Annotated in this window: 15 protein-coding genes and 1 tRNA gene; 1 reads left to right on the forward strand and 15 read right to left on the reverse strand. The window is 43.7% G+C overall.

Annotation, left to right across the window (positions count from 1 at the left end):
• Positions 1 to 86 precede the first annotated feature (86 nt).
• The 3 genes from ACPK8D_RS08730 to ACPK8D_RS08740 all read right to left on the reverse strand — a co-directional run bounded on the left by ACPK8D_RS08730 (position 87) and on the right by ACPK8D_RS08740 (position 3,800).
• Entirely contained in the window at positions 87 to 830 is a 744-nt protein-coding gene (locus ACPK8D_RS08730; protein ID WP_424717466.1) for an epoxyqueuosine reductase, read from the reverse strand.
• 219 nt (positions 831 to 1,049) lie between these two features.
• On the reverse strand, positions 1,050 to 1,517 hold the full coding sequence (locus ACPK8D_RS08735) for a methylated-DNA--[protein]-cysteine S-methyltransferase (RefSeq protein WP_424717467.1): 468 nt from the start codon (positions 1,515 to 1,517) through the stop codon (positions 1,050 to 1,052).
• A gap of 210 nt (positions 1,518 to 1,727) precedes the next feature.
• The gene (locus ACPK8D_RS08740) at positions 1,728 to 3,800 is read right to left on the reverse strand and encodes a M3 family oligoendopeptidase (RefSeq protein WP_424717468.1); all 2,073 of its coding nucleotides are present in this window, start codon (positions 3,798 to 3,800) and stop codon (positions 1,728 to 1,730) included.
• A gap of 1,125 nt (positions 3,801 to 4,925) precedes the next feature.
• Between ACPK8D_RS08740 and ACPK8D_RS08745 the strand changes: the two genes are divergently transcribed.
• Positions 4,926 to 5,321 carry a hypothetical protein gene (locus ACPK8D_RS08745; protein WP_424717469.1) on the forward strand — a complete coding sequence of 132 codons (396 nt, stop codon included), beginning with the start codon at positions 4,926 to 4,928 and terminating at the stop codon, positions 5,319 to 5,321.
• 190 nt (positions 5,322 to 5,511) lie between these two features.
• Here the strand turns inward: ACPK8D_RS08745 and thiC are convergent, their stop codons facing one another.
• From thiC to ACPK8D_RS08805, 12 genes are all read right to left on the reverse strand, one after another.
• Complete coding sequence (thiC, locus tag ACPK8D_RS08750; RefSeq protein WP_424717470.1) at positions 5,512 to 6,798, reverse strand: phosphomethylpyrimidine synthase ThiC; 1,287 nt, start codon at positions 6,796 to 6,798, stop codon at positions 5,512 to 5,514.
• A 411-nt stretch (positions 6,799 to 7,209) separates the two neighbouring features.
• Positions 7,210 to 8,127, reverse strand: coding sequence for an S-layer glycoprotein N-glycosyltransferase AglJ (gene aglJ, locus ACPK8D_RS08755; RefSeq protein ID WP_424717471.1), 918 nt, complete (start codon positions 8,125 to 8,127; stop codon positions 7,210 to 7,212).
• Between the two features lie 119 nt (positions 8,128 to 8,246).
• The gene (locus ACPK8D_RS08760; RefSeq protein WP_424717472.1) at positions 8,247 to 8,798 is read right to left on the reverse strand and encodes a TATA-box-binding protein; all 552 of its coding nucleotides are present in this window, start codon (positions 8,796 to 8,798) and stop codon (positions 8,247 to 8,249) included.
• 184 nt (positions 8,799 to 8,982) lie between these two features.
• Positions 8,983 to 10,107 (reverse strand): SMC-Scp complex subunit ScpB, encoded by a 1,125-nt coding sequence (scpB, locus tag ACPK8D_RS08765; protein ID WP_424717473.1) that lies wholly within the window; start codon positions 10,105 to 10,107, stop codon positions 8,983 to 8,985.
• Between the two features lie 159 nt (positions 10,108 to 10,266).
• Positions 10,267 to 11,286 (reverse strand): segregation/condensation protein A, encoded by a 1,020-nt coding sequence (locus tag ACPK8D_RS08770; RefSeq protein WP_424717474.1) that lies wholly within the window; start codon positions 11,284 to 11,286, stop codon positions 10,267 to 10,269.
• Entirely contained in the window at positions 11,279 to 14,806 is a 3,528-nt protein-coding gene (smc, locus tag ACPK8D_RS08775) for a chromosome segregation protein SMC (RefSeq protein ID WP_424717475.1), read from the reverse strand. Before smc ends, ACPK8D_RS08770 begins: the two co-directional genes overlap by 8 nt.
• 54 nt (positions 14,807 to 14,860) lie before the next feature.
• Positions 14,861 to 15,859: a hypothetical protein gene (locus ACPK8D_RS08780; RefSeq protein ID WP_424717476.1), complete on the reverse strand. Its 999-nt coding sequence runs from the start codon at positions 15,857 to 15,859 to the stop codon at positions 14,861 to 14,863.
• Positions 15,860 to 16,543: 684 nt separating this feature from the next.
• Complete coding sequence (locus ACPK8D_RS08785; RefSeq protein ID WP_424717477.1) at positions 16,544 to 16,735, reverse strand: hypothetical protein; 192 nt, start codon at positions 16,733 to 16,735, stop codon at positions 16,544 to 16,546.
• Positions 16,736 to 17,003: 268 nt separating this feature from the next.
• A complete protein-coding gene (gene feoB, locus ACPK8D_RS08790; RefSeq protein WP_424717478.1) occupies positions 17,004 to 18,983 on the reverse strand; it encodes a ferrous iron transport protein B in 1,980 nt (659 codons plus the stop codon).
• Positions 18,984 to 19,031: 48 nt separating this feature from the next.
• On the reverse strand, positions 19,032 to 19,697 hold the full coding sequence (locus tag ACPK8D_RS08795; protein ID WP_424717479.1) for a DtxR family transcriptional regulator: 666 nt from the start codon (positions 19,695 to 19,697) through the stop codon (positions 19,032 to 19,034).
• A 196-nt stretch (positions 19,698 to 19,893) separates the two neighbouring features.
• Positions 19,894 to 20,373 carry an N-acetyltransferase gene (locus ACPK8D_RS08800; RefSeq protein ID WP_424717480.1) on the reverse strand — a complete coding sequence of 160 codons (480 nt, stop codon included), beginning with the start codon at positions 20,371 to 20,373 and terminating at the stop codon, positions 19,894 to 19,896.
• Between the two features lie 233 nt (positions 20,374 to 20,606).
• A tRNA-Arg gene (locus tag ACPK8D_RS08805) sits at positions 20,607 to 20,681 on the reverse strand.
• Between the last annotated feature and the right edge of the window lie 8 nt (positions 20,682 to 20,689).

The following is a 20,689-nucleotide window of genomic DNA, read 5'->3' on the forward strand; positions in this document are numbered from 1 at the left end:
TCAGCACCGGCCCTGTACTCTCAAAAAAACGGAAATGATTAAAATCGCAAAATCCGTAGAAAAAGAAGGGAAATAAGTTTCCTGCTTCAGCGAGACCTGAGAGCACAGGGTCCGGTTGCACATTTTCCGCAGGCAAGCTGATTGAGTTCGGGAAAAGCTTTTGCATTTTCCTTAAGCAGCTTGAAACATTTTTCCTTATCAAACCCTGTTGCAGTAAGAGCTCCAGCCGGACACCTGTCCACACAGATAAGGCACTTCTCTACTTTTTTATAACGGCAGAATTCTTCAGCAGGACGGGGAGTAGGAGGGATTTTGGCCGAGATTACAAGACTTCCGAAGCGGCCTGCACACCCTGCCTTCGTGATCAGCATCTGATGGATTCCGAAAGTGCCAAGCCCGGCTGCATAAGCTGCACTTCTGTGGGACCAGGAAACGTCAAAACCCTTATTTTTGTAATCAAAAATAACTTCAGGCACAACTGCAGAGATTCCTTCTTTTGCAAGCTCGGCTTTGAGTGTCTCATTTATTTTCGTGATCAATCGATCGGTTTCACCTTTAGCCTGAATCCACTCTTTTACCGGGCCAAGGGATTTCCAGTTCCTTTTCACGAGGTTTTCTTCAAAAGGCAGGAAGAAGGAAACAACAGTTTTTGCTTCGGGAAGAACCTCCCCAGGATGCAGGTTACAGGGCCCTATGATTTCTTTCATCTCATCAAAAATAGGATCATCGACTGAAGCATAACCTATGAGAGGCTCACGGTATCGGGTCTCAGTACCCGGATTTGCGGCGGCGGCTTTGATGATATTCTCGATTTTGCTTTTAAGTTCCATACTTGCTTCTCCAGGAATCTATTAATATGGAATACTATGGATTGCATTAAACACGTCTAAAGTCGCAGAATCTAACGTCGCACTATTTTTAAAGATGGTTTATGAGCTAAAGAAATTGACAATAATCGACGATGAACAATAATCGACGATGAACAGTAATAGACGAGCTTAATGAATTGAGATTCCAGCCCAGATTAAGTTATTTTTCTGACTAGAAGTTTATTTTAGTTCAATATTTAATAAAAATTCCTTTACGTCCAGGCCAGATGCATAACCCATAAGTTTTCCATTTGATCCTATGACCCTGTGGCAGGGGATAATTATCGCAATTGGATTCCGGTTATTTGCAAGCCCCACAGCCCTATAAGCCATGGGATTTCCGATGGATATAGCTATCTCTTTATAGGATCGGGTTTCCCCATAAGGGATTTCACATAACGCATACCAGACAGATTTCTGGAATTCCGTGCATTCGGGAGCCAGCTTTACATCAAAAGATTTGAGTTTCCCTGCAAAATAAGCTTCAAGCTGCCTGGAAATTTCCTTGAAAAATTCTTTATTTTCTACCCAGCCATCCAGGATTTTGATTTTCTCTTTGCCTTTCAGGAAAATAAGATGTTTCAGCCCCTCTTTATCTCCTGCCAGAAGTATGGGACCGATTGGGGATTCGATTATATCGTAATACATTTTCTTCGTCTCCTGTAGCGCAGTTGCAGGTAGTTATATCGTTTACTGGTAGAAATGTTTATTCAATGGCCTGGTAAAGGGAACTGCCGGGCAGGGTAGAATTAATAACTGGGCAGTAACCGGGGAGAAGTACTCTCCGGGAAAAAGAAAAGAAACTGAAGATTAAGGGCAATTAAATGCCCTCAAGCGTTTTATCGGAAGTATTCAAATTCATTTGTTATTATATTCATTTACCCAGAAAGATCCCGAATAAATGTTCAGGCTTTCCACGGCAGAATCAGATTCAGGTGTATTCGCCTTTTTTTCCAGTTCGTTCAGTTCCTGAATTCTCAACTCAACAACGTCCATTGCATCTTCAAAAAGCTGCCTGTTGATTTCGATCCCGAAATATTTTTTGAGTTTTTCTTCAGGCGGCATTGTCGAGCCTGCCGAGAGATAGGCGATGTAGTTTTTGTTAAAAGTTTCGGGATCTTCCCTGTACTGTTTGAAAAGGGAGAGAGTTATTGCCTTTGAGACCGCGTAGTTGAAAGTATAGTAGTTGTTTGTAAGGTAAATATGGTTTATGTAAGCCCATTCAGCGGAGTCTTCAGCGGAATCTTCAATGTAATATTCGACTGATTCACTCCTGTATTCTTTAGAGAGATTTGTCCAGATTGCATTCAGGTCGGCTCCGCTGGCAGTTCCGTTTTCAGCGCATAATTGATGCGCTTGATACTCGAATTCCGTAATCATAGGCTGGCGAGTAAAATAGTTCTGGTATTCCCCTATATGCTGGGAGAGAGCATTAACTGCGGTATCTTTATCGGAGTTTTGGATCATATGATCAACAAATAGTTCTTCATTGAAAGTGGAAGGGATCTCCAATTCGTATAGTGGACCTGAGCAGTAGAGGTAATCGACGGAGTTACCCATAAGGTAGAAATTAATCCCATGCCCCAGTTCATGAGTGAGAGTTTTCTGGTCACTGATAATGCCATTGTAGTTGAGGAAAACAAGGGCTGGAGACTTTAAAGAACATAATCCGTAAGTATAACCTCCGGGCTGTTTTCCGTGTTCAGGATCAGGATATACGTCTATGAAATTCCCAGTTGCCATCATCAAGAAGATTTCATTGAAACATGGGTCCATTCTGGAATAGGACTTCTGGATTTCCTGTAAAGCATCCACGTATTCATAATTCTTGCCAGGCTGATCCGTCAATTGAAGAAAAAGATCGTATGGCCTGAGCGTATCAATCCCGAGTTTGTTTCTCCTGAACTCGTTATAGTCCTCAAACACCCCTTTTCTCTCTTTGAAGACAGTATTCATATCATCAATCTGAGTACGGTTAAGATAGAGCCCATACAGTGTGTAATCATAGAAATCCGTATGATTCAGCTGTGTGCCAGTAAGATCATCGAGCTGGGCTTTTCTGGAATAGAGAGATGCCATGGAATCGGATTCGTTTTTCAGATGGTAAAACCTCTTCTCATAACATTTCTTTCTGTTTTCCCGGTTTTGATCTGTTGAAAGTAGAGTAAAATAGGACTGGGAATTGACCGAATATTCCTCTCCATTTTCAAGCGTTATATTTCCTGCCATTGTGACGTTATTCGTAATTTCAGAAAGCGCTTCAGTCTCCAGTTTCATGCGCTGATTATCGAGATCTGCAAGATATATAGCCTGAGACTCATTCATTGCCCTGTGATCTGCAAACCTCATATACTTAGCTTCAAGATAAGGCCTGTATTCCTCAAGTTTGGGCTCCTCAGAAAAGAGCCTGTCCCACTCATCCTTATCAAGTGAGGTTAACTTCACAACTGTAAATGAGTTAGCTTTCCCATATTCGGTAAGCAGGTCCTGAGAGTCCGTAAGAAGAGAGGCAAAGAACGGATCACTCACGTTTTTACTGAGCTGAGTATATGCATACGCATACAGAACCTCAAGCGATTTTGAGAATTCCTTTTCAGCGTTCAGGTAATCCAGTAAAACAGGTCCGGATAGATATTCAAATTCCGGACGGAAAGTTTCGTTTATTTCCTGTGGTTTCTTTTTTAAGGCCTCAAACTCTTTTAAAGCATCTTCCCTGCTGCTGAAGAGATATGAGTCATCCCATTCCGTCGTAACCTCATCGGGATTAAGCTTTTCAAATGTGTATTCTTCATTTATGATTTCAGAAGGGCCACCTAGTTCTGCAGCAGCCCCGCATTCTGAAAAAACTGAAAAGAACAGAAATACCCCGAGAGTAATGAGTCCTTTAACTATTCCGAGAGCGATGAGCCCTTTAACTGATTTTAGTCTCATAAAACCGCTACCCCTGACAGGCTATCAAAAATATCATCCAGCTTATGTAAGAAGACTTCCAGGTGCCTCAATAAACTGATAAGAATAACTTTGGGTATTTTTAAAGTAATGATGTAAAAAGCTATCGATTTTAAACTGCCGGAGAATGTTCCAAAAATGTGCGAATTTCAAAGGTTTTACTTTAAGTTGAAAAATGAGAGCTTCCTGCCTGATTTGAGAAGAAAACGATTTCTTTTGCTATTGGAAATTTTTCAAATTTTAAATGGATATAATCTGAGTATTTACTGGTATATTGGATTTAATCATCTTTTTTCTGCTACTTTTTCAATAATATCGATATTGATCTCTCAAGAGGGGAAAAGTGTAACAAAGATCAGATTCTTACTTGCGGCTGCGGGCATGTCCTTACGAAAACACTCTCCGGCAAAGCTGGGCAGAAATTGCAACTTCATTTCTGACTCACATTCGCAAATTCAAAAGCAACAGTTACTGAAGCAAGAAGTTTGTTGCGGTTTTGGCTCGCAACTGAGAATCTGTCCATAATATGGGCGCACTGCCAAAAATTGGTACACTGCTTAATTTAATCAATTTAATCATCGTTTTTTATAAAGTTGATTAAAGTGTTAATTGTTAGACACTTTGGTCATACAAATTATATGGATGTTTATAAGTTGTAATGTTTGGAATTCAATCGTGTGTGGAATACGCGATTGGAATCGAAAATCCAGAACATAGTAAAAAGTTAGTTAGGACTTATGAAGGATTTACGCATGCGAACTGAAAAAAAGGTAACATAAACCGTTAAACGTCCAAAATTTAAATTCCGTGATGTTCAATGTGTTTGATTTTGTCATCGAGTGATAAGTCCTATGGGACATAGTACTATCGTATAAGGTAATGTATGCTGAATTTTGGAAAAATTCCCTACCAGAATATAAAGTTAAGATTACCCATTATACGGTTGTATAGATGTTTGAGTGTCAAGACCGCCTCCGAATATATTCAATGCCATGTACTAAAAAAGACTAATATGTTCTGTATTTTAAATGAAATCGATGAGCAAAAAAATCAGTGCAAAGCTAGTACAAGACCAGATCTCAGGATCATATGAAGGAGTGAAATAAAGTGAGTAAATTAATCACTATAGGAATAATGTTTTTGATACTGTCCGCATTCGTTTCACCGGCGCTTGCAGCAGATACGACACGCGCAGAGCCTAATTATAAAATATATACTCTAGAACAGAACGAAGATACAACAAAACTACTTGAATTCCTGGAAGAAAAACAAAACGTAATGGTATACACTGCAGAATCCGAAGAGGATTTGACAAAAATTACATCAACGCTGTCTGAAGACGTGGGAATCGATGAAAAAAAGCTAATAGGATCAATTGAACAGCCAGCAGACAAGGCACCCGTCGACTTCCTCAAAACCCTGGAGACAGGAAATATCGATCAGCATATTTCAATAATAATTATAATAACACCCCATAGTATTACAATAATTATAATATGGTAGTTCTAATCGATCCAATAACACTTGAGTAAAATTATTCTTAATCAAAGTTGAGCTGGCGAACCCCTGCGAGCAACAGGGTAGAAGATAACAGAAATCAAAAACAGAAAAAAGTAAAAAAATAAAAAGTAAAAAAAGTAAAAACAGAAAAAAGTAGGCCAACCGGCCTTACTTTTCTTTGCAAGTATTGTACTTATTTTGCGAGGTTGTAGTTCTGGTTGACGATTTTGAGGGCGCAGAAGTTGCCGCACATGGTACAGGCATCTGAGTCTTCAGGGGCTCTGCTGTTCCTGACTTCTCTTGCATGTTCAGGGTCGATTGCAAGGGAGTACATCTTTTCCCAGTCGAGTTCCCTTCTGGCTCTGCCCATGTCAAGGTCCCACTGCTTTGCTCTTTCGGGGTACTTTATCATGTCGCCGACGTGAGCTGCAATTCTTGAGGTCTTGACACCGGTGATCACGTCTTCGAGGTTTGGAAGGGCGAGGTGTTCTGCCGGGGTTACGTAGCAGAGGAAGTCACAGCCGTAAGATGCAGATACGGATGCTCCGATTGCAGTTACAATGTGGTCGTAACCTGGGGCAACGTCGGTAACGAGAGGGCCGAGCATGTAGAAGGGCTTGTGGCCACTCATTTCCTTCATGAGCTTTACATTAGTTGCGATCTGGTCAAGTGGGACATGGCCAGGACCTTCGACAATAACCTGTAATCCCTGTTTGTGGGCTTTATCGGCCAGTTCGGCGTTGATAATTAATTCCTGTATCTGGGCACGGTCGGTTGCGTCGTGTACTGCACCTGCACGCATCCCGTTGCCTGTGGAAAGGACAACTTCGTGTTCCTTGAGGATTTCAACGAGGTAGTCGAAGTTTGCAAAAAGCGGGTTTTCTTTTTCATTGTGCAGCATCCAGGAGCTCATAAAAGCGCCACCTCGGGAACAAAGTCCGCCGTACCTGCCGTGGGCTTTAAGCCTGTCAAGGGTGATGTTGTTGATCCCTGTGTGGATTGCCATGAAATTGGTCCCGAGCTTTGCCTGATCTTCGGTCGCCTTGAAGAGTTCATCCTCGGTCATGTGCACGATTGAGCCGTACTTTCTTGCAGCCTCAATGAAAGCCTGATAGAGAGGTACTGAGCCGACTGAAAGGGAAATGCTGTCAATAACTTTTTTCCTGATTGCGAGGAAGTCTCCGCCAGTTCCGAGCTCCATAAGGGTGTCTGCACCTGCGGCTTCAGCAGCCTGGGCTTTTTTAACTTCCATATCTGCATCAACGATATCCGAGGATACACCGATGGATGCATTAACTTTGGTCCTGAGCCCTTCTCCTATACCGCAGAGCTTTACCTGCCTGTATGGGGAAGTTGGAATAACGATTCTTCCGGCTGCAATACCACGGCGGACGAACTCAGGGTCAAGCCCTTCATCCTTTGCAACAATCTTCATTTCTTCAGTAATAATCCCTTTTTGTGCATCTTCCACGATTGTCATATTATTAACCTCAAGCTTTCTATTATCTGTAAGATTTATCTGTAAGATTAAGCTGTAATTAAGGTAAGGGTGAGTCAGATCATAAAAGGCGTGTAATTATATATAACACTTTTTAAAAAATGAACTTTAACCTTAATCAAGTTTACTTTACTTCGACGCCTGCAGTTACTGAAAAATATAAGACGCAAGATTAAAATAAATATTTTATAAATAATACTAAATTTTCTTTGAGTTTAAAACAAGTAAACTTGTTTTAGTGCTTTTCGGAGAAGCTTGAATAAAATAGCAAAACTAAAAATCGATTCGAGGAAATAGGGTACTGAAAAAAATAAGGTAATAGAAAGAAATCTGAATAAGTAGATACTGTAGAAAAATGAATAATAAAGAAAAAACCGCCTTCAAGAAACTTACTTATTTTCTCTGTTTATTTTTTTCCATGATTAACTGGACGGTTTGCCTGTGGAGGGTTAAAATGAAATCGCTCAGGATTCCGAAGATAAACATCTGAAGGCCGAATATGATTAACAGGGTTGTAAGAATGGAAAGCGGGATACGGGTGATTCCCTGGAGCCACTGGACTACTACAAAGGTTCCTGTAAAGAGGCCTGCCAGAATAAAGATAGAGCCTATAATCCCAAAGTAAAACATAGGATTATGCACTTTTGCAAGCCTGTAAATGGTAGACCCGATTCTAAATCCGTCTTTTACCGGGTTTAGCTTGGTTGCGCCTTTCTCACCTCTTGGAAGGTATGTGATAGGGACTTCCTCGACCCTCTGCTTTTTAAGAATGCATTCCACCGAAATCTCGGTCTCGATTTCGAAACCTGTTTTGTTAAGTTCAAGTTCCCTCATACTTTCGAGTGTAAACGCGCGGTAGCCTGAGAGTATATCTTTTAATTTCACTCCATATGCGATGTCAAAAAACATGTTTATCAGATGGTTGCCTACAAGGTTGAGCTTCGTAAAAGCGCCAGCAGAGTAGTTCTCCAGCCGGTTGCCTATAACATGGTCGGCCCGGCCTTCCAGAACGGGCTTGAGAAGAGAACGGGCCTCCCGTGCAAGATATGTTCCGTCACCATCAACCATTACTACGTAAGAGCTCTCGATAAGCCCGAAAGCCTGGATCATTGCCTGCCCTTTACCTTTTCCGGTCTGCATGACAACTCTTGCGCCTTCAGCCTCTGCAATTTGCCCGGTGCCGTCCTTGCTATTCCCATCGATTACCAGAATGTTGGAAAAGCCTTCCTGCCTGAAGTCCTTGATAAGCTGCCCTATCGTTGCAGCTTCATTCAGCGTGGGAATAAGAATGCAAACATCTGCGCTGTTCACGTTTCACACATATCCTTTGTCGGAACCTCTACGCGCGCCGCAGAATCCGTTTTATTGTAAAATTATATCAGTCACCTTATTTCCAAGAAAAGGGTATTAATGTAATAGATTGAGGGTTCTTATAAAAGCCCCATGTTGTCGAGCTGCTGGCGGACGACTTCGACGCCCCTCTCACAATCTTCAGGAGACTTGCCGCCTGTAACTACCAGTTTTCCGGAACTGAAGATAAGCACAACTACTTTAGGTTCATCGATTCTGTACACAAGGCCAGGAAACTGCTCAGGCTCATACTCGATGTTTTCGAGCCCAAGCCCTATCGCAATTGCATTGAGGTTCAAAATGGTATGCAGGTCTGCGGAGGCAACAATGTTCTGGACAGTAATCTGCGGGTTCTCCACGGTCTTAATCCCGATACTGTTCAGCTTTTTCGCCATGTTACCTATAACGGTGTGTACATCGGCAACGTTTTTTGCCCCTGTACAGACAACCTTGCCGGAAGTAAAGACCAGGAATGCAGCTTTAGGATCTGAAACCCTGTAAACGAGCCCGGGGAACTTCTGCTTGTTGTACTCGGCTCCTTCGAACTCGGATTCGATAACAGTTAAGTCGAATTCTTCAGCGAGTTTGGTGGAAGCAACCACATTTTCGATCTTGATGCTAGATTCGCTCATTAGTCAACCCTCAGTATATAAAGCAAAGGTAATATTCTCTAACCAGTATATAAAGCTATAGTTAAATACCCCGCATACTATATAAATGCATATATATAGAATATAAATGCGATAGAAAAACTTAAATTCAGGGCGCCCGTGATCCCAAATAAATTAAGATAGAAGAGAGGAATTAAATCCCCGGTCAGGCACCAGAGTTTTCAAATTTCTTAAGACCTTCAAGAATCGAATCGTATTTGGTACAGACTCTCCGGAGAAGATCGCCCTCAACACTGCGGTGTGTAGGTATCAGGATCTGAGCTCCTTTTTCGATTTGAGCCCCACTTTTTGAAATCCCATAGTCAGGAGCAATAAGAACCCCATCTGCGGAAATTCCGAGAGAAAGGTCGTTTATGATTCTTGAAACCATTTCAGTTGCTGGCTTTACCTTTTTTTCGATAAGTACAGCAGAAGAAACGTATCTTTCCCTGGTCTCTCTAATTTTCTTAATACTAATTTCCACAGTTTTGGAGTCCACTTCGTCGGGAAGTTCTTCAGCAAGTAAAGCAAGCGCTTCTATAAGGTCCTCAAAAGTTGTTGAATGCATTTCAAGGATTTCTCCATCACAATACTGCCGTACAGTATCGGAGTAGCCGGCCGAGATCACTACCACATCTGCCTCAAGCAGGCGGGAGATTTCCTCCTTGGAAGGCGAGTAGACATTGGCTACAAAGTATTCCCTGATCCCGCACATGGTCATGAGAGATTCATACATGGGAGTCACGGCAATAGTCTTTTTTCCAATCCAGAGATTGATCTCACTCTGCCCGCCCTGGGATCTCAAAAGTTCAAGGATTTTCTCTTTTATGGCTTTCGGGTCATTTATCTTAAGCCCGAAATAATCTGCAAAAAGAGGGGTCGTGGAAAGCTGCCTGCTTCTCCCGCAGGGCACAGACTCTACAAAGCCTCGCTCTATAAGATCCTTTATATGGTCATAAGCTCCGCTTCCTCTCATATCGATAAGGTCTGACTGAAGCAGGGGCTGGTGATAAGCAATCATAGAAAGGGTGCGGAGTTTGGGGGCTGAAAGCTCTTTTGGGGCGACTTCCCGCATAAGTTCGGAGTATTCGGGCTTGACCTGCATGACGTATCGTTCCCCAAGATCAAGAATCTCGATCCCTGATCCACGGGAAGAATAAGCCTCTGTCAACTCCTGTACTGCCGAAAGGACGGCTTTTTTGGGTTTTCCTGTGATTTTCGCAAGCTTTTCGAGGCTTACTGCCCTGCCAGCAGCAAAAAGCGCGGCTTCGATAATCTCAAGCTCACTCATAAATCTCACTTCCAGAAAAAGAATAAAAGTATTCTTCAATCAGGCTAATTGTTATAAGGTGGGTTTAATCAATGACTTTTAAGGGTTTTTGTTAATCGCAAGATCTCAAGGTCAAATAATATCCAAGGGACAAGCAAGACCTCAAGGTGCAAATAATATTCAGGGCACAATTATTTCAGGCCCTTCATCCGGATTTTCCTGCGGAGGCATCTTTCCGATAGAATCCGGTACTGGCGAGCCTTTAATTTGAGGTTTTGAAAGTTCGGCTTTCGATTTTAACTCTATCTCATGGAAAAGAGCTGGGTTAGCCTCTGTGGAAAAACCGGATTTCTCTCCCGGATAGATATATAATTCCTCGAAAAGTTCATTCTGGAAAAGCCAGATCTTCCTGTTTGAAGCAAGGAAAAGAAGAGAAAGATAATCCATAATCCTGTCTTCACTTGTTTCCAGGAAGCTGGAAAAGACTACTACAGGTTGCTTCGTAAATATTTCAGCAAGCCTTTCCCATATAAGGGTCAATCGCGAGCTGATGGTTTCTTCGTGTGCAATCCCAAGCACGTCCCCGGTAGTAAGCTGGGGGCGAAGAGCAGGTTCTTCTGAAACCTTGCTGGCTTTCTTTTCGTTTTTTCTGGAGAGACTTTTTTCGGCTTTTTTGAGTTCAAGAATAAGTTCGTTGAGTGTGACCGGCCTTGTGGAAACCCGGCGGACAGGAAGCTTCGGAACGGGAAATTCCTCAGGCTCAGGGAAATCGGGATCGTCAGGAAAATCCGATTCAAACGCATCTATCTCTTCTTCCTCTACCTCAAGGATTCCCGAGGATTTCATGCGCAGGAGAATAGCAGAATAAAGAAGAGTCCTTGAGGAAATTCTCAGGTCCATCTGTTTGAGCTCTTCTATTCTTCCCAGGAAACTATCAGTAAGCTGTACGATATCTATATCCCAGGGATCGACCTTTCCGCCCCGTGCAAGCTCTACCAGTATACCCAGAGGTTCGTAGGTCTCAAATTCTGAGATATCAAGCAGGTTCCAATCAATTCCAAGGCATGAAAGAGTGGCTGGCAGCCCATAAGTTTCGGGGTCCGCAAAAAGCGAATCGCTTTCATCGAATTCACGAACCGTGAGGGCTTGAAGTCGCGGAACTTCAAGCGCTGCCCCTGTGTTATCCATAAGTTCAGCCATTAAGCTTCACTCCGGTAATGCTCGTGAAATTATTTTCCTGCATCGTAACCCCTATTGTCCTGGCTGCGGCCTGAATCATGGGTTTTCTTAAGGAAACAACGATAAACTGGACTTTTGATCCTGAGGTTTTAACGCGCCTTGAAACCCTTTCCACATTCCAGCCGTCCAGAAACATGTCAATTTCATCAAAAGCATAGAAGGGAGCGGGACGGTATTGCTGGATCGCGAAAATGAAAGCAAGTGCGGTAAGGCTTTTTTCCCCTCCGGACATCGCTTCGATTCTCTGAAGAGTTTTTTCCTTTGGCTGCGCCCGAAGGGTCATCCCTCCTGCAAAAGGGTCATCAGGATCTTCAAGTAAGAGCTCGCCCATGCCGTCAGAAAGCTCGTGGAAAATCTCCCTGAAATTGGCATTGATGCTTGTATAGGCTTCCATAAAAGCATCTCGCTTTAATTGCTCATACTGGTCGATGCGCTCAAGGAGCTGCTCTCTTTCGGTAAAGAGAGTATCCCGTTTTCCCTGCAAATCCGAAAGCCTGAGTTCTACCTCGTTGTACTCTTCAATTGCTCGCATATTCACGGGCTCAAGCCGCCTGAGGGCTTCATCGATTGCCTGAATCCTCACGTAAACAGTTTCGTAATTCGGAACCTCGTCAGTCTCCTCTATGCCTCTTCTGAGGATTTCTTCGACAAACTGCTTTTCCTGGTCAAAAAGCGCATTTCTCGTAGCTGTGAGCGTAAGCACCTGTTGCCTTGCCTTTTCAAGGGTGGTTGAGGCGATACTTACCCTGCGTTTGACAGCACCGTGCTCGGCCTGGACGGTTTCTCGCTCTTTCTGGAGCCCTTTAAGCTCATCCGAAAGTTCGAGCTCCCTGGTTTTCTTCTCCTCGAGTTTTTCCTCAAACTCTCTTATTTTTACCTTCAGAGAGTTAACTTTCTCCAGTCTTGAAGCTTTCTTTTCATCAAGCTCCCGGATAAGTTCCTTCGCCTCGGCAATTTTCTGTTCGGCATACTCTTTTTCAAGCTGCAGGGCGTTCAGGGTGGCTTCAGTATCCCGGATTCGGCCGTCAAGCCGGCTGAGTTCCTCATCAACGAATTCGATCTTTTTATTGATTTCAGGTAGGGGAGAATCAGCAAGCTTTTCTTCGAGTCCGGAAATCTGCACCTCAAGTTCGGATACAGCCTTTTCCTTATCGATCTTTTCCGCAATCACTCTGTCCATTTCAGTCCTGAGTTCGGTTCTGGATACCTCGATTGCTTTGAGGTCGGCCTGTTTAGCTTCAAGAAGCTCGGCAAGTTTTGCTTCCCGGCCTGCGATTTCCTCAAGCTGGCGCTCCTTTCTTGAGATCGTAGCCTCACAGTCCCGAATTTTCCGGCTTAACTCGAAAAGGTGGCTTTCAATGCTATCCTGTTTGCTTATGGCTGCATTCCGGCTTGTATCCAGGGACCTGATCTCCTCTGCAAGTTCAAGCAGTTTATCTTTTTCTGCAGCCGCAAAGGAAATTCCCGATTTAGAGGAGATCGACCCTCCTACCATTGCTCCGCTCTTTTCCAGGAGTTCGCCTTCAAGAGTGACCATTCTTGCCTTTCCCATGAGACGGCGGGCACTTGCAAGGTTTTCCATAACCAGGGTATCCTGGAAAACATACCAGAAGGCAGGCTCAAAATGGGAATCAAACTCAATAAGGTCAATCGCGTACCCTATTACTCCATTTTCATAACTCAGGCTTTCAAGCCGCCTGGATTCTTTCATTTTGTTTAGGGGAAGGAAAGTAGCTCGCCCTCCCTTTCTGCGCTTCAGGTATTCGATTGCTTCGGCAGCATCGGCGTCCGTATCCACAACAATCGCCTGCATCCGATTTCCTGCAGCAATCTCCAGAGCTGTTGAGTATTGCCTATCCACTTTTCCAAGCTGGGCAATGGTCCCATGAATTCCGAAGAGATCTTCCTGCCTTGCAGCCCCTATTACCATCTCCACAGCCCTGGAATAGCCTCCTCCCTGTTCCGAAGCCCGCACTCTTGCTTCCGTGATTGCATATTCCTGCTGGAGACCGTGAAGCCTGCCCTCAAGTTTCCGAATATCCTCCTTTATCCTGAAATGACTGCTTTCGATGTCATCGCGGTCTCGAATAAGGGACTCCAGGCTTTCGGAAAGCTTTTCAAGCTCATACCTGACAGAAAGAGTGTCACTGTCCGAAGTAGCAACCGCGGCTTCGGCATCCCTGATCTGGTTTTCTATATCCCGGAGTTCCGAAGACTTTCTCCGGAGGGTATCGAGGAACCGATCTTCGGTTCGGATGAGCTCGTTTTTCTCGTTTTTCGCATCCTCAAGCTTCTTCCTGGCAGCCATGAGCTCATCCCGTGTAGCAGCAAATTTTGCATCCACATCCGCAATCCTGCTCTGGAGCAGCATACGTTCGGTTTTGCGCTCGGAAAGCTCTGAAGAGATACTGTCCTTTCTCAGGTTTTCGGCTTCGATTTTTTCTTCGAGCTCCCTGACCTTTCCCTTGGTGGAATCAATCTCTACAAAAGCTTTCCTGCGCCTTGAGTCAGCTTCCTCAAGTTCGGACTCCGAAATCTCAATACTGTCTACACAGCGAGAAATCTCTCCCCTGGTCTCTTCGATTTCTTTCTTAACCTGAAGCTGTTCATCTTCTCCTTTTTTCCGAATTTCAACGGAAAGCTTTTCCAGGGCTTCCTCAAGGGCCTGAAGTTCCTGCGTTCTCTCGTTCAGCAGGAGCTGGACTTTTTCAAGATGCTCTTCCTTTCCTGCAAGTTCCTTGTCCACGTTCTGCAGCTCAGCCCTTGCGTCCTTAAGCTTCGAAAGCAGGACATATCCTTCGAATTTGATTTTTTCAGCCTTAAGTGCCTGGTATTTTAAGGCCTGATCGCGTTCCCCTGCCAGTTTTCCCAGCTGGGTGCGTACTTCTTCAAGGATTATATCTACACGCTCGATTTGCTGTCTTACAACTTCAAGTTCCCCAAGCGCCTTTTGCTTGCGTTCATCAAATTCTGCAACCCCTGCGATTTCATCGATAATTTTTCTTCTTTCCACAGAGGTCATTGAGATGATCTGCGTAACATCTCCCTGCATAACAACATTATAACCTTCAGGCGTTACGCCTGCTTTCGCAAGCTGGGAATGGATTTCTCCAAGACTTACGGCTTTTCCGTTGAAATAAAAATAGCTGTAGTACCCGCTTTTTGTTCGCCGAACCTTTCTTGAGATTTCAACCTCGTCAAGTTCCAGGGGTAACTTGCGGTCAGAATTGTCAAAACGAATCGTAACCTGGGCAAAATCAGGCTTTTTTGCCGCATCGCCGTTGTAAATCAGATCAGTAAGTTTTTCAGCCCGAAGAGTCCTTGAACTGGTAAGCCCGAGTGCAAAGAGAATTCCATCTATTATGTTAGACTTTCCACTCCCATTAGGGCCGGAAATCGTGGTAAAGTCATTATAAAAGGAAAGCTTTACTTTTTTCCCGAAGGACTTAAAATTAACAAATTCAATCTCTTTTATATACACAGAATGCCTCTGTAATTCTACGTTTTTGAGAAGTTTTTGTTCTTTTAAGCCTCATTACGCCCGAGAATTTTTCCGGCTGCATGTTATAATCTCAGCATCTTCTTTTTCCCGCACGTCCACGGACTCTTCTATGAAATGCTTTTTCGTTGTCTTCTCGGCGATTATATACTCACACTTATAGTCGTCTGCAGGTTGGGTTTTCACAGGGTCCGTTCTAACAGCAGAAGGTCGTCTTTGAGGGAACGACGGTCCTGAAGACTGCTGCCTGGGCTCCGTTAGGATCGATGACTGCTGCCTGGCAGGCTCTCTGATCGACGGCTGCTGTCTCACAGCGCCTTTAAGTCGTCTTCTATCCCCGCTTTCTGCAATAATATATTCACACTTAGTTTCGGCTTCTTCTCTGTCAAGTTCTGCTGGCTCGACTTCCCTGAGCTTTAGCTGAACTTTTGCACCTGTACCTGGCAGGGGAGCAGGCGCTTCCTTGAACTCACCCAGTCTGTATGCCGGGTTTTCTTTTCGGGATTCAGGTTTTTGTTTGGGCTTTCTGGAAAGAGGCGGAAGGTCCAGAGGGTCTTCGGGAAGGGCAAGAGCAATAGAAGGCGGAACAACAGAAGGTTGAGCAACCGGAGCGGTCTTTTTAGCATCCTCCAGCTGTTTAGTGAGAGTTCCTATCTGTGTTTCCAGTTTTTTTACAAGCATTTTCTGGTCAAGCAATTCACGGACAAGCCCATCCTGAATGCCTGCAAGTTCCCTCAGTTTCCGGTCAGTCGCCCCCGAGTCATTTTCCCCGGATGCTTTCAATTCCGTCCTCAATTCATTGAGGATGGAAGCCTTGAGTAGGGCAGGGTTAGGGATTCCCATAAGCTCTGTCCTGATTTCGGAAAGGACAAGATCCTTGATGTAGTCCTGATCGGAAACGTTTTCCATTTCGGCCCGCAGTTCATTGAGAACCGAAACCTTAATCGATTTCTTGAGAGTCTCGAGCTCCTCATAGGTTATTGACAGTCGCCTTTTAAGCGGTGTATTATGCACGTCCCTCTGTCCAGTTCTCATTAAAAATACCTCTTACAATTCGGGTTCCGATTTCCTGATTGCCTGGAGTTTTCTGGGCGCAAGGCAGTCAGCGCAATTATAATTAAATTGATTAGATCATGGAAATTTAAATAATATGTACAAAGTACATGTAATCTTACTTTATATATATATGGTAATCGATAGTTTTTTCCGGCCTTATAGAACTCTCTGATAAATAAGAATAAAAATCGGTTTATTAATCTTGCGGAAATATTCTGCAGAATCGGCTCGAAGCAGAGGAGAAAGGATATAAAAGGAAATTTTAAGGAGGTTCTAAAAATTAAAAGAAGTATTTCCGGGGGGTAAAATAGAGGACAAATCGGATAAACAATTTGGGTAAAAAATTTATAAATAGATTATAAATATTTCGGATAAATAGTTTATAAATATCCTGGATAAATAGTCTATAAACATTTAGGATAAATAATTTTTGATATCTCCTTTACAAAAACAGTAAATATGAGAGACTGAGGAAGATCTCGTTTCCCGAATAAATCAAGTGGCAATAATGTTCAAGTACAGGGGAAGCTTCACAGGGTAAGATTCAGAAAAGAACTTGACAATATTGCAAAATAGTGGAATGAAACCCAAGCTTAACTCTAAAATAGAAGGAGTTAAAGGTTGGATTTCAGTAAGGGGATGGAAAATTTTTAAGGGGAAGTGTTAGTTAATGGATGAAAAGGAATCCTTGAAATCGATCAGTACACTCTCCCTTGATTGGACTTTGGGGGATGTACAGTCCATTTCCACGGCAGCTTCGTTAACAACGGAACCATGAGTTCCGGTGCTTTCAAGGAAAAATTGAACCTCTTCAAGTTCAGGCTCGCGGAAATGATCCATTTCAATAATATCCATAATAACACTCAACACGTTTTTGTGTAAGTGATTGGTGATTCGGGTCATCGGGAATAAACACGATGTACCAAATATTAATAATTTGCGGTAAAAGCAGAATACTTTAGAAAGAAAGAAACGAGCTTATTAATATATAAACGTTATGCTCAACATAGAGAAACTTCCCTTTCATAAAATGATCCTGGAAAGCTATAAAGAAAGATAGCTGCTTTTTGACGCAAGAAAAGACAGAAAAATCTGTAAAATTGTGGAAAAAAGAAAAAAGAAATTAAAGGAAAGAAGGCCCGAAAACACGTATCAGGATCCCCATTCCAAGAGCCAGGAATGTGGTAAAAAAAACTATCAGAGCCGTATCTTTTGTTCCAAGTTCGTGCTTCAGTACTGCAATCGTTGCTACACAGGGGATATAAATTGTTGTAATTACAGCAAACTGGTACATCTGAATAGGTGTCATTACAGCTGCAAAGTTGGCTGTGCCTGCAAGAACGGCAAGGATCTGAAGAGCCATTTCCTTTCGAAGAATCCCGAAAACCAGAGCTGTTGCAGCAAATGATGGAAGGCCCAGCAGGCCGACAGATATGGGCTCCACAAAATCCTGGAAGATCGAAAGGAGTCCCAGGGCATCGACAACCCCGAGAAAAGCACTTCCAACGAGAAGAAGCGGAAAAGCAATGTAGAAGAACTCCCGACTCTTCATCCAGGTTTTTTTGAGGGTAGACTTCAGTGCCGGTCTTCTGAGGGGGGTCATTTCCATAATAAAACCGCTTCTCTGGCCTGGCAGGCTCTTTCCCAGAACCCAGCCCATACCGACAATGATAATGATCTCCATAACATAGATTGAGACCGCAGGCCAGAAGCCTACGAAAGTTCCTACAAGCCCCAGGATGATAACCGTTCTGGCAGAGCAAGGAATTAAAGATATAAGAAGGGAAGCTATCCTCTTTTCCCGCCGCGTGCCAAGGGAATGCACTGCCATAATTGCAGGGACATTGCAGCCAAAGCCAAGAACCAGCGGGATTACAGCTCTTCCGTGAAGTCCGAGCTTATGCGTGAGATTGTCAAGAAGGAAAGCTGCCCTGGTAAGATAGCCCGAGTCCTCAAATATGGAAAGAATAGCGTAAAAGACTGCAATATAGGGAATTGCAATTGCGAATCCGGCTTCCACACCCCGAAGAGAATACACGATCAGGTTTCCCAGGATAGGCGGCATATCTGAGGTTGCGGCCTCAGCAGGCAGAATCACATAAGGCTCAAAAATTTCATTCACAATCCAGGTCTCAAGGAAACCTCCTACGCGGAAAACAAGAAGAAAAGTGAGGAGCAGGGCAGATACGAGCACTGCAATTCCGAAGTTTGGGGAAGTAAGAATGGCATCTATCTTTTCCCTCAAGCTTTTTTTAGGCTCGAACCTTGAAACCACGCTGTCCACAATATATCCGGCTTCCCCATAGAGATCTCTTGCAACCGTATCAGGTACCGAAATCCCGTGTTCCATCTCCAGATTCTGCCTTAGCCGCCTGGCAGAAGAGAGCAGGGCATTAGCTTCAGGCGGCATACAACAGAGCTCTACAAACTCGGCATCGTTCAGCAGAACTGCAATTTTTACACTTGGGGGGATTTTGGGAAAAGCATAATCCAGGCTGGAAAGAGCCTGCCGGATCCACTGGCTGTATCTTACCCTGTGATGCTCCTGAGTCTTATCCTGTTCTGCAAGGGCTACAAGCATTACCTCATCAAGCCCTATCCCCCAGGTAGCAACCGTTGGCACTACAGGCAGGCCAAGAAGTTCAGAGAGTCCGTCCGCATCAACGAGAACCCCAAGGTCTGCGGCCAGATCCACCTGGTTTAACGCAACAACCATAGGGATATCGAGTTCCAGAAGCTGCAGGGTAAGGTACAGATTTCTTTCAAGCCTGCTCGCATCAAGGACATTGACGATGATATCCGGCCGGTCCTCGATCAGAAATCTCTTGGTTACCTTCTCATCTTCGTTTGCGACCCCAAGGGAATAAATGCCTGGCAGGTCAATGACTTCAATAGTTTTTTCCCGGGCCTTTACAATTCCCCTTTTAAGGGCAACTGTCGTGCCAGGATAATTCGAGACCTCGACACCTACCCCGGTTAGCCTGCTGAAGAAGACGCTTTTTCCAACGCTTGGGTTGCCTATAAAAGCGATTGTCAGATCGTAAGGGGTTTTGCTCTTATTTCCGCTTCCGGAAGTGCAACATGAGCTGGAAATTCCTATCACGTCTCCAGTTATACGGTTCCATGCCAGTTATATGCCTTCTCTGCCCGTTTACACACTTTTGCTTTTCGGAGCTATGAAAATCTTCTTTGCAATATCCCTTCCGAGAGCGATTTCCGACCCTACTGCTATAACCGAGATACAGCCCTGTTTCTGCTTGCGCCTTACTTCAATATCTTCTCCCGTAAGAATACCAAGTGAGATGAGGCGTTCCTTTGTCTCTCTTGGAAGGGTTACCCGTGCAACTTTGCCTGAACTTCCCTCTTCCATTTCATCAAGCGGGACGAATTTCTCCTCTCGCCCAATATTATTTTTGTCAATATTGATAGGGTTCCCGTCAGGGCAATACTCGGGACTTCCCAGAAATTCGTAGATCCTTTCAAGTACGGCATCCGATACTGCATGCTCAAGTTCGCAGGCTTCTTTATGGGCTTCCTTCCTATCGAAATCAAGGACATCAACCAGGAAAGTTTCAAGCACCTGGTGTTTCCTTTTGATCCTGATAGCCTGATCAGTTCCTTTTTCTGTCAATTCGACTCCCTGATAAGGTGTATACTCTACAAGTCCTGAAGAATATAACTTTTTTATCATTTCCGTCACGCTCGGCGGAGATACATTGAGTTCTTCAGAGATCTGTTTGGTCTTTGCAGGGCCCTGGTTCTTTCTAATGAGGTAGAGAATAGTTTCAAGATATTCTTCAAATCGATCGATATGCATTAATATCATCCCGCCAACACATGCCTGACTTCAGACCAGATAATTAGGATAACCTAAAAAACGTAACTGCCTGAATAAATAATTTTTGATTTTGACTATTTACATTTATTCTAAATACTATAAATCGAAATCATGTAGATTCTAATTTAAATTTTTGAAGTCGGAAAAAATAGGAAAGAGAGATTTCGGAAGCAATTCAGGAATTAATTGATTTCAGGACAGCAATTTCATTACAGTCCGGAAACTTGGGGCATCTCAGACAACCGGACCAGATTTTTCTGGGAAGGGTGTTTTTGTCTACAATCTTAAAGCCCATGGTTTCGAAGAACTCAGGCACGTAAGTAAGTGCGAAGACTTCCTTCATTCCAAGGTTTTCCGCATCCTCAAGGCAGGCCGAGACAAGCTTTGTGCCTATTCCTTTTCTTGCACATCCGGGGTCCACGGCAAGGGCAAGTATCTCTGCAAGGTCTTCCCATACTACGTGCAGGGCACAGCAGCCCACAACCTCTCCATCAATCTCGCAGACATAGTAATCCCGGATGCTCTCGTACATCTCACTCAGTGAACGGGCTAGCATTAGCTCTTCCTTCGAGTAAGTATTGATAATCTGCTTCATTACAGCAACGTCGTTTACCCTGGCTTTCCTGATCAATTCGTGTTTCCTCTGAGGTGGCATTTATTCTAATAGAATGGACTGTACTGGCTTATAATTTATAAAACCGTACTGTGTACCGCTATGGAAATACTCATTTTCCAGATAAGAAATTTTCCATAGTCTACAGGGATGTATCTGAAACTCAGGAAGATCCGATTCTCCTTCTGAGTCGATAAAGCATACAGAAAGCAATAAAGTTCGAAAATAGACTTCTTTCCGGATAAAGCTGACAAAAGCAGGTTAAAGGAAATTAGCGGGCGCGAAGGGATTTGAACCCCCGATTTACAGCTTAGGAGGCTGCCGCCATATCCTGGCTAGGCCACGCGCCCATAAATGC

It is taken from the genome of Methanosarcina sp. (assembly GCF_049706645.1).
Taxonomy (GTDB): Archaea; Halobacteriota; Methanosarcinia; order Methanosarcinales; family Methanosarcinaceae; genus Methanosarcina.

Bases quoted from the DNA above. Each gene is read 5' to 3' on its own strand.
- ACPK8D_RS08730 (WP_424717466.1), bottom strand. From the start codon at position 830: ATGGAACTTAAAAGCAAAATCGAGAATATCATCAAAGCCGCCGCCGCA.
- thiC (WP_424717470.1), bottom strand. From the start codon at position 6,798: ATGACAATCGTGGAAGATGCACAAAAAGGGATTATTACTGAAGAAATG.
- ACPK8D_RS08800 (WP_424717480.1), bottom strand. From the start codon at position 20,373: ATGCCACCTCAGAGGAAACACGAATTGATCAGGAAAGCCAGGGTAAAC.
- ACPK8D_RS08795 (WP_424717479.1), bottom strand. From the start codon at position 19,697: ATGCATATCGATCGATTTGAAGAATATCTTGAAACTATTCTCTACCTC.
- ACPK8D_RS08770 (WP_424717474.1), bottom strand. From the start codon at position 11,286: ATGGCTGAACTTATGGATAACACAGGGGCAGCGCTTGAAGTTCCGCGA.
- ACPK8D_RS08780 (WP_424717476.1), bottom strand. From the start codon at position 15,859: ATGAGAACTGGACAGAGGGACGTGCATAATACACCGCTTAAAAGGCGA.
- scpB (WP_424717473.1), bottom strand. From the start codon at position 10,107: ATGAGTGAGCTTGAGATTATCGAAGCCGCGCTTTTTGCTGCTGGCAGG.
- ACPK8D_RS08735 (WP_424717467.1), bottom strand. From the start codon at position 1,517: ATGTATTACGATATAATCGAATCCCCAATCGGTCCCATACTTCTGGCA.
- ACPK8D_RS08760 (WP_424717472.1), bottom strand. From the start codon at position 8,798: ATGAGCGAATCTAGCATCAAGATCGAAAATGTGGTTGCTTCCACCAAA.
- ACPK8D_RS08785 (WP_424717477.1), bottom strand. From the start codon at position 16,735: ATGGATATTATTGAAATGGATCATTTCCGCGAGCCTGAACTTGAAGAG.
- ACPK8D_RS08740 (WP_424717468.1), bottom strand. From the start codon at position 3,800: ATGAGACTAAAATCAGTTAAAGGGCTCATCGCTCTCGGAATAGTTAAA.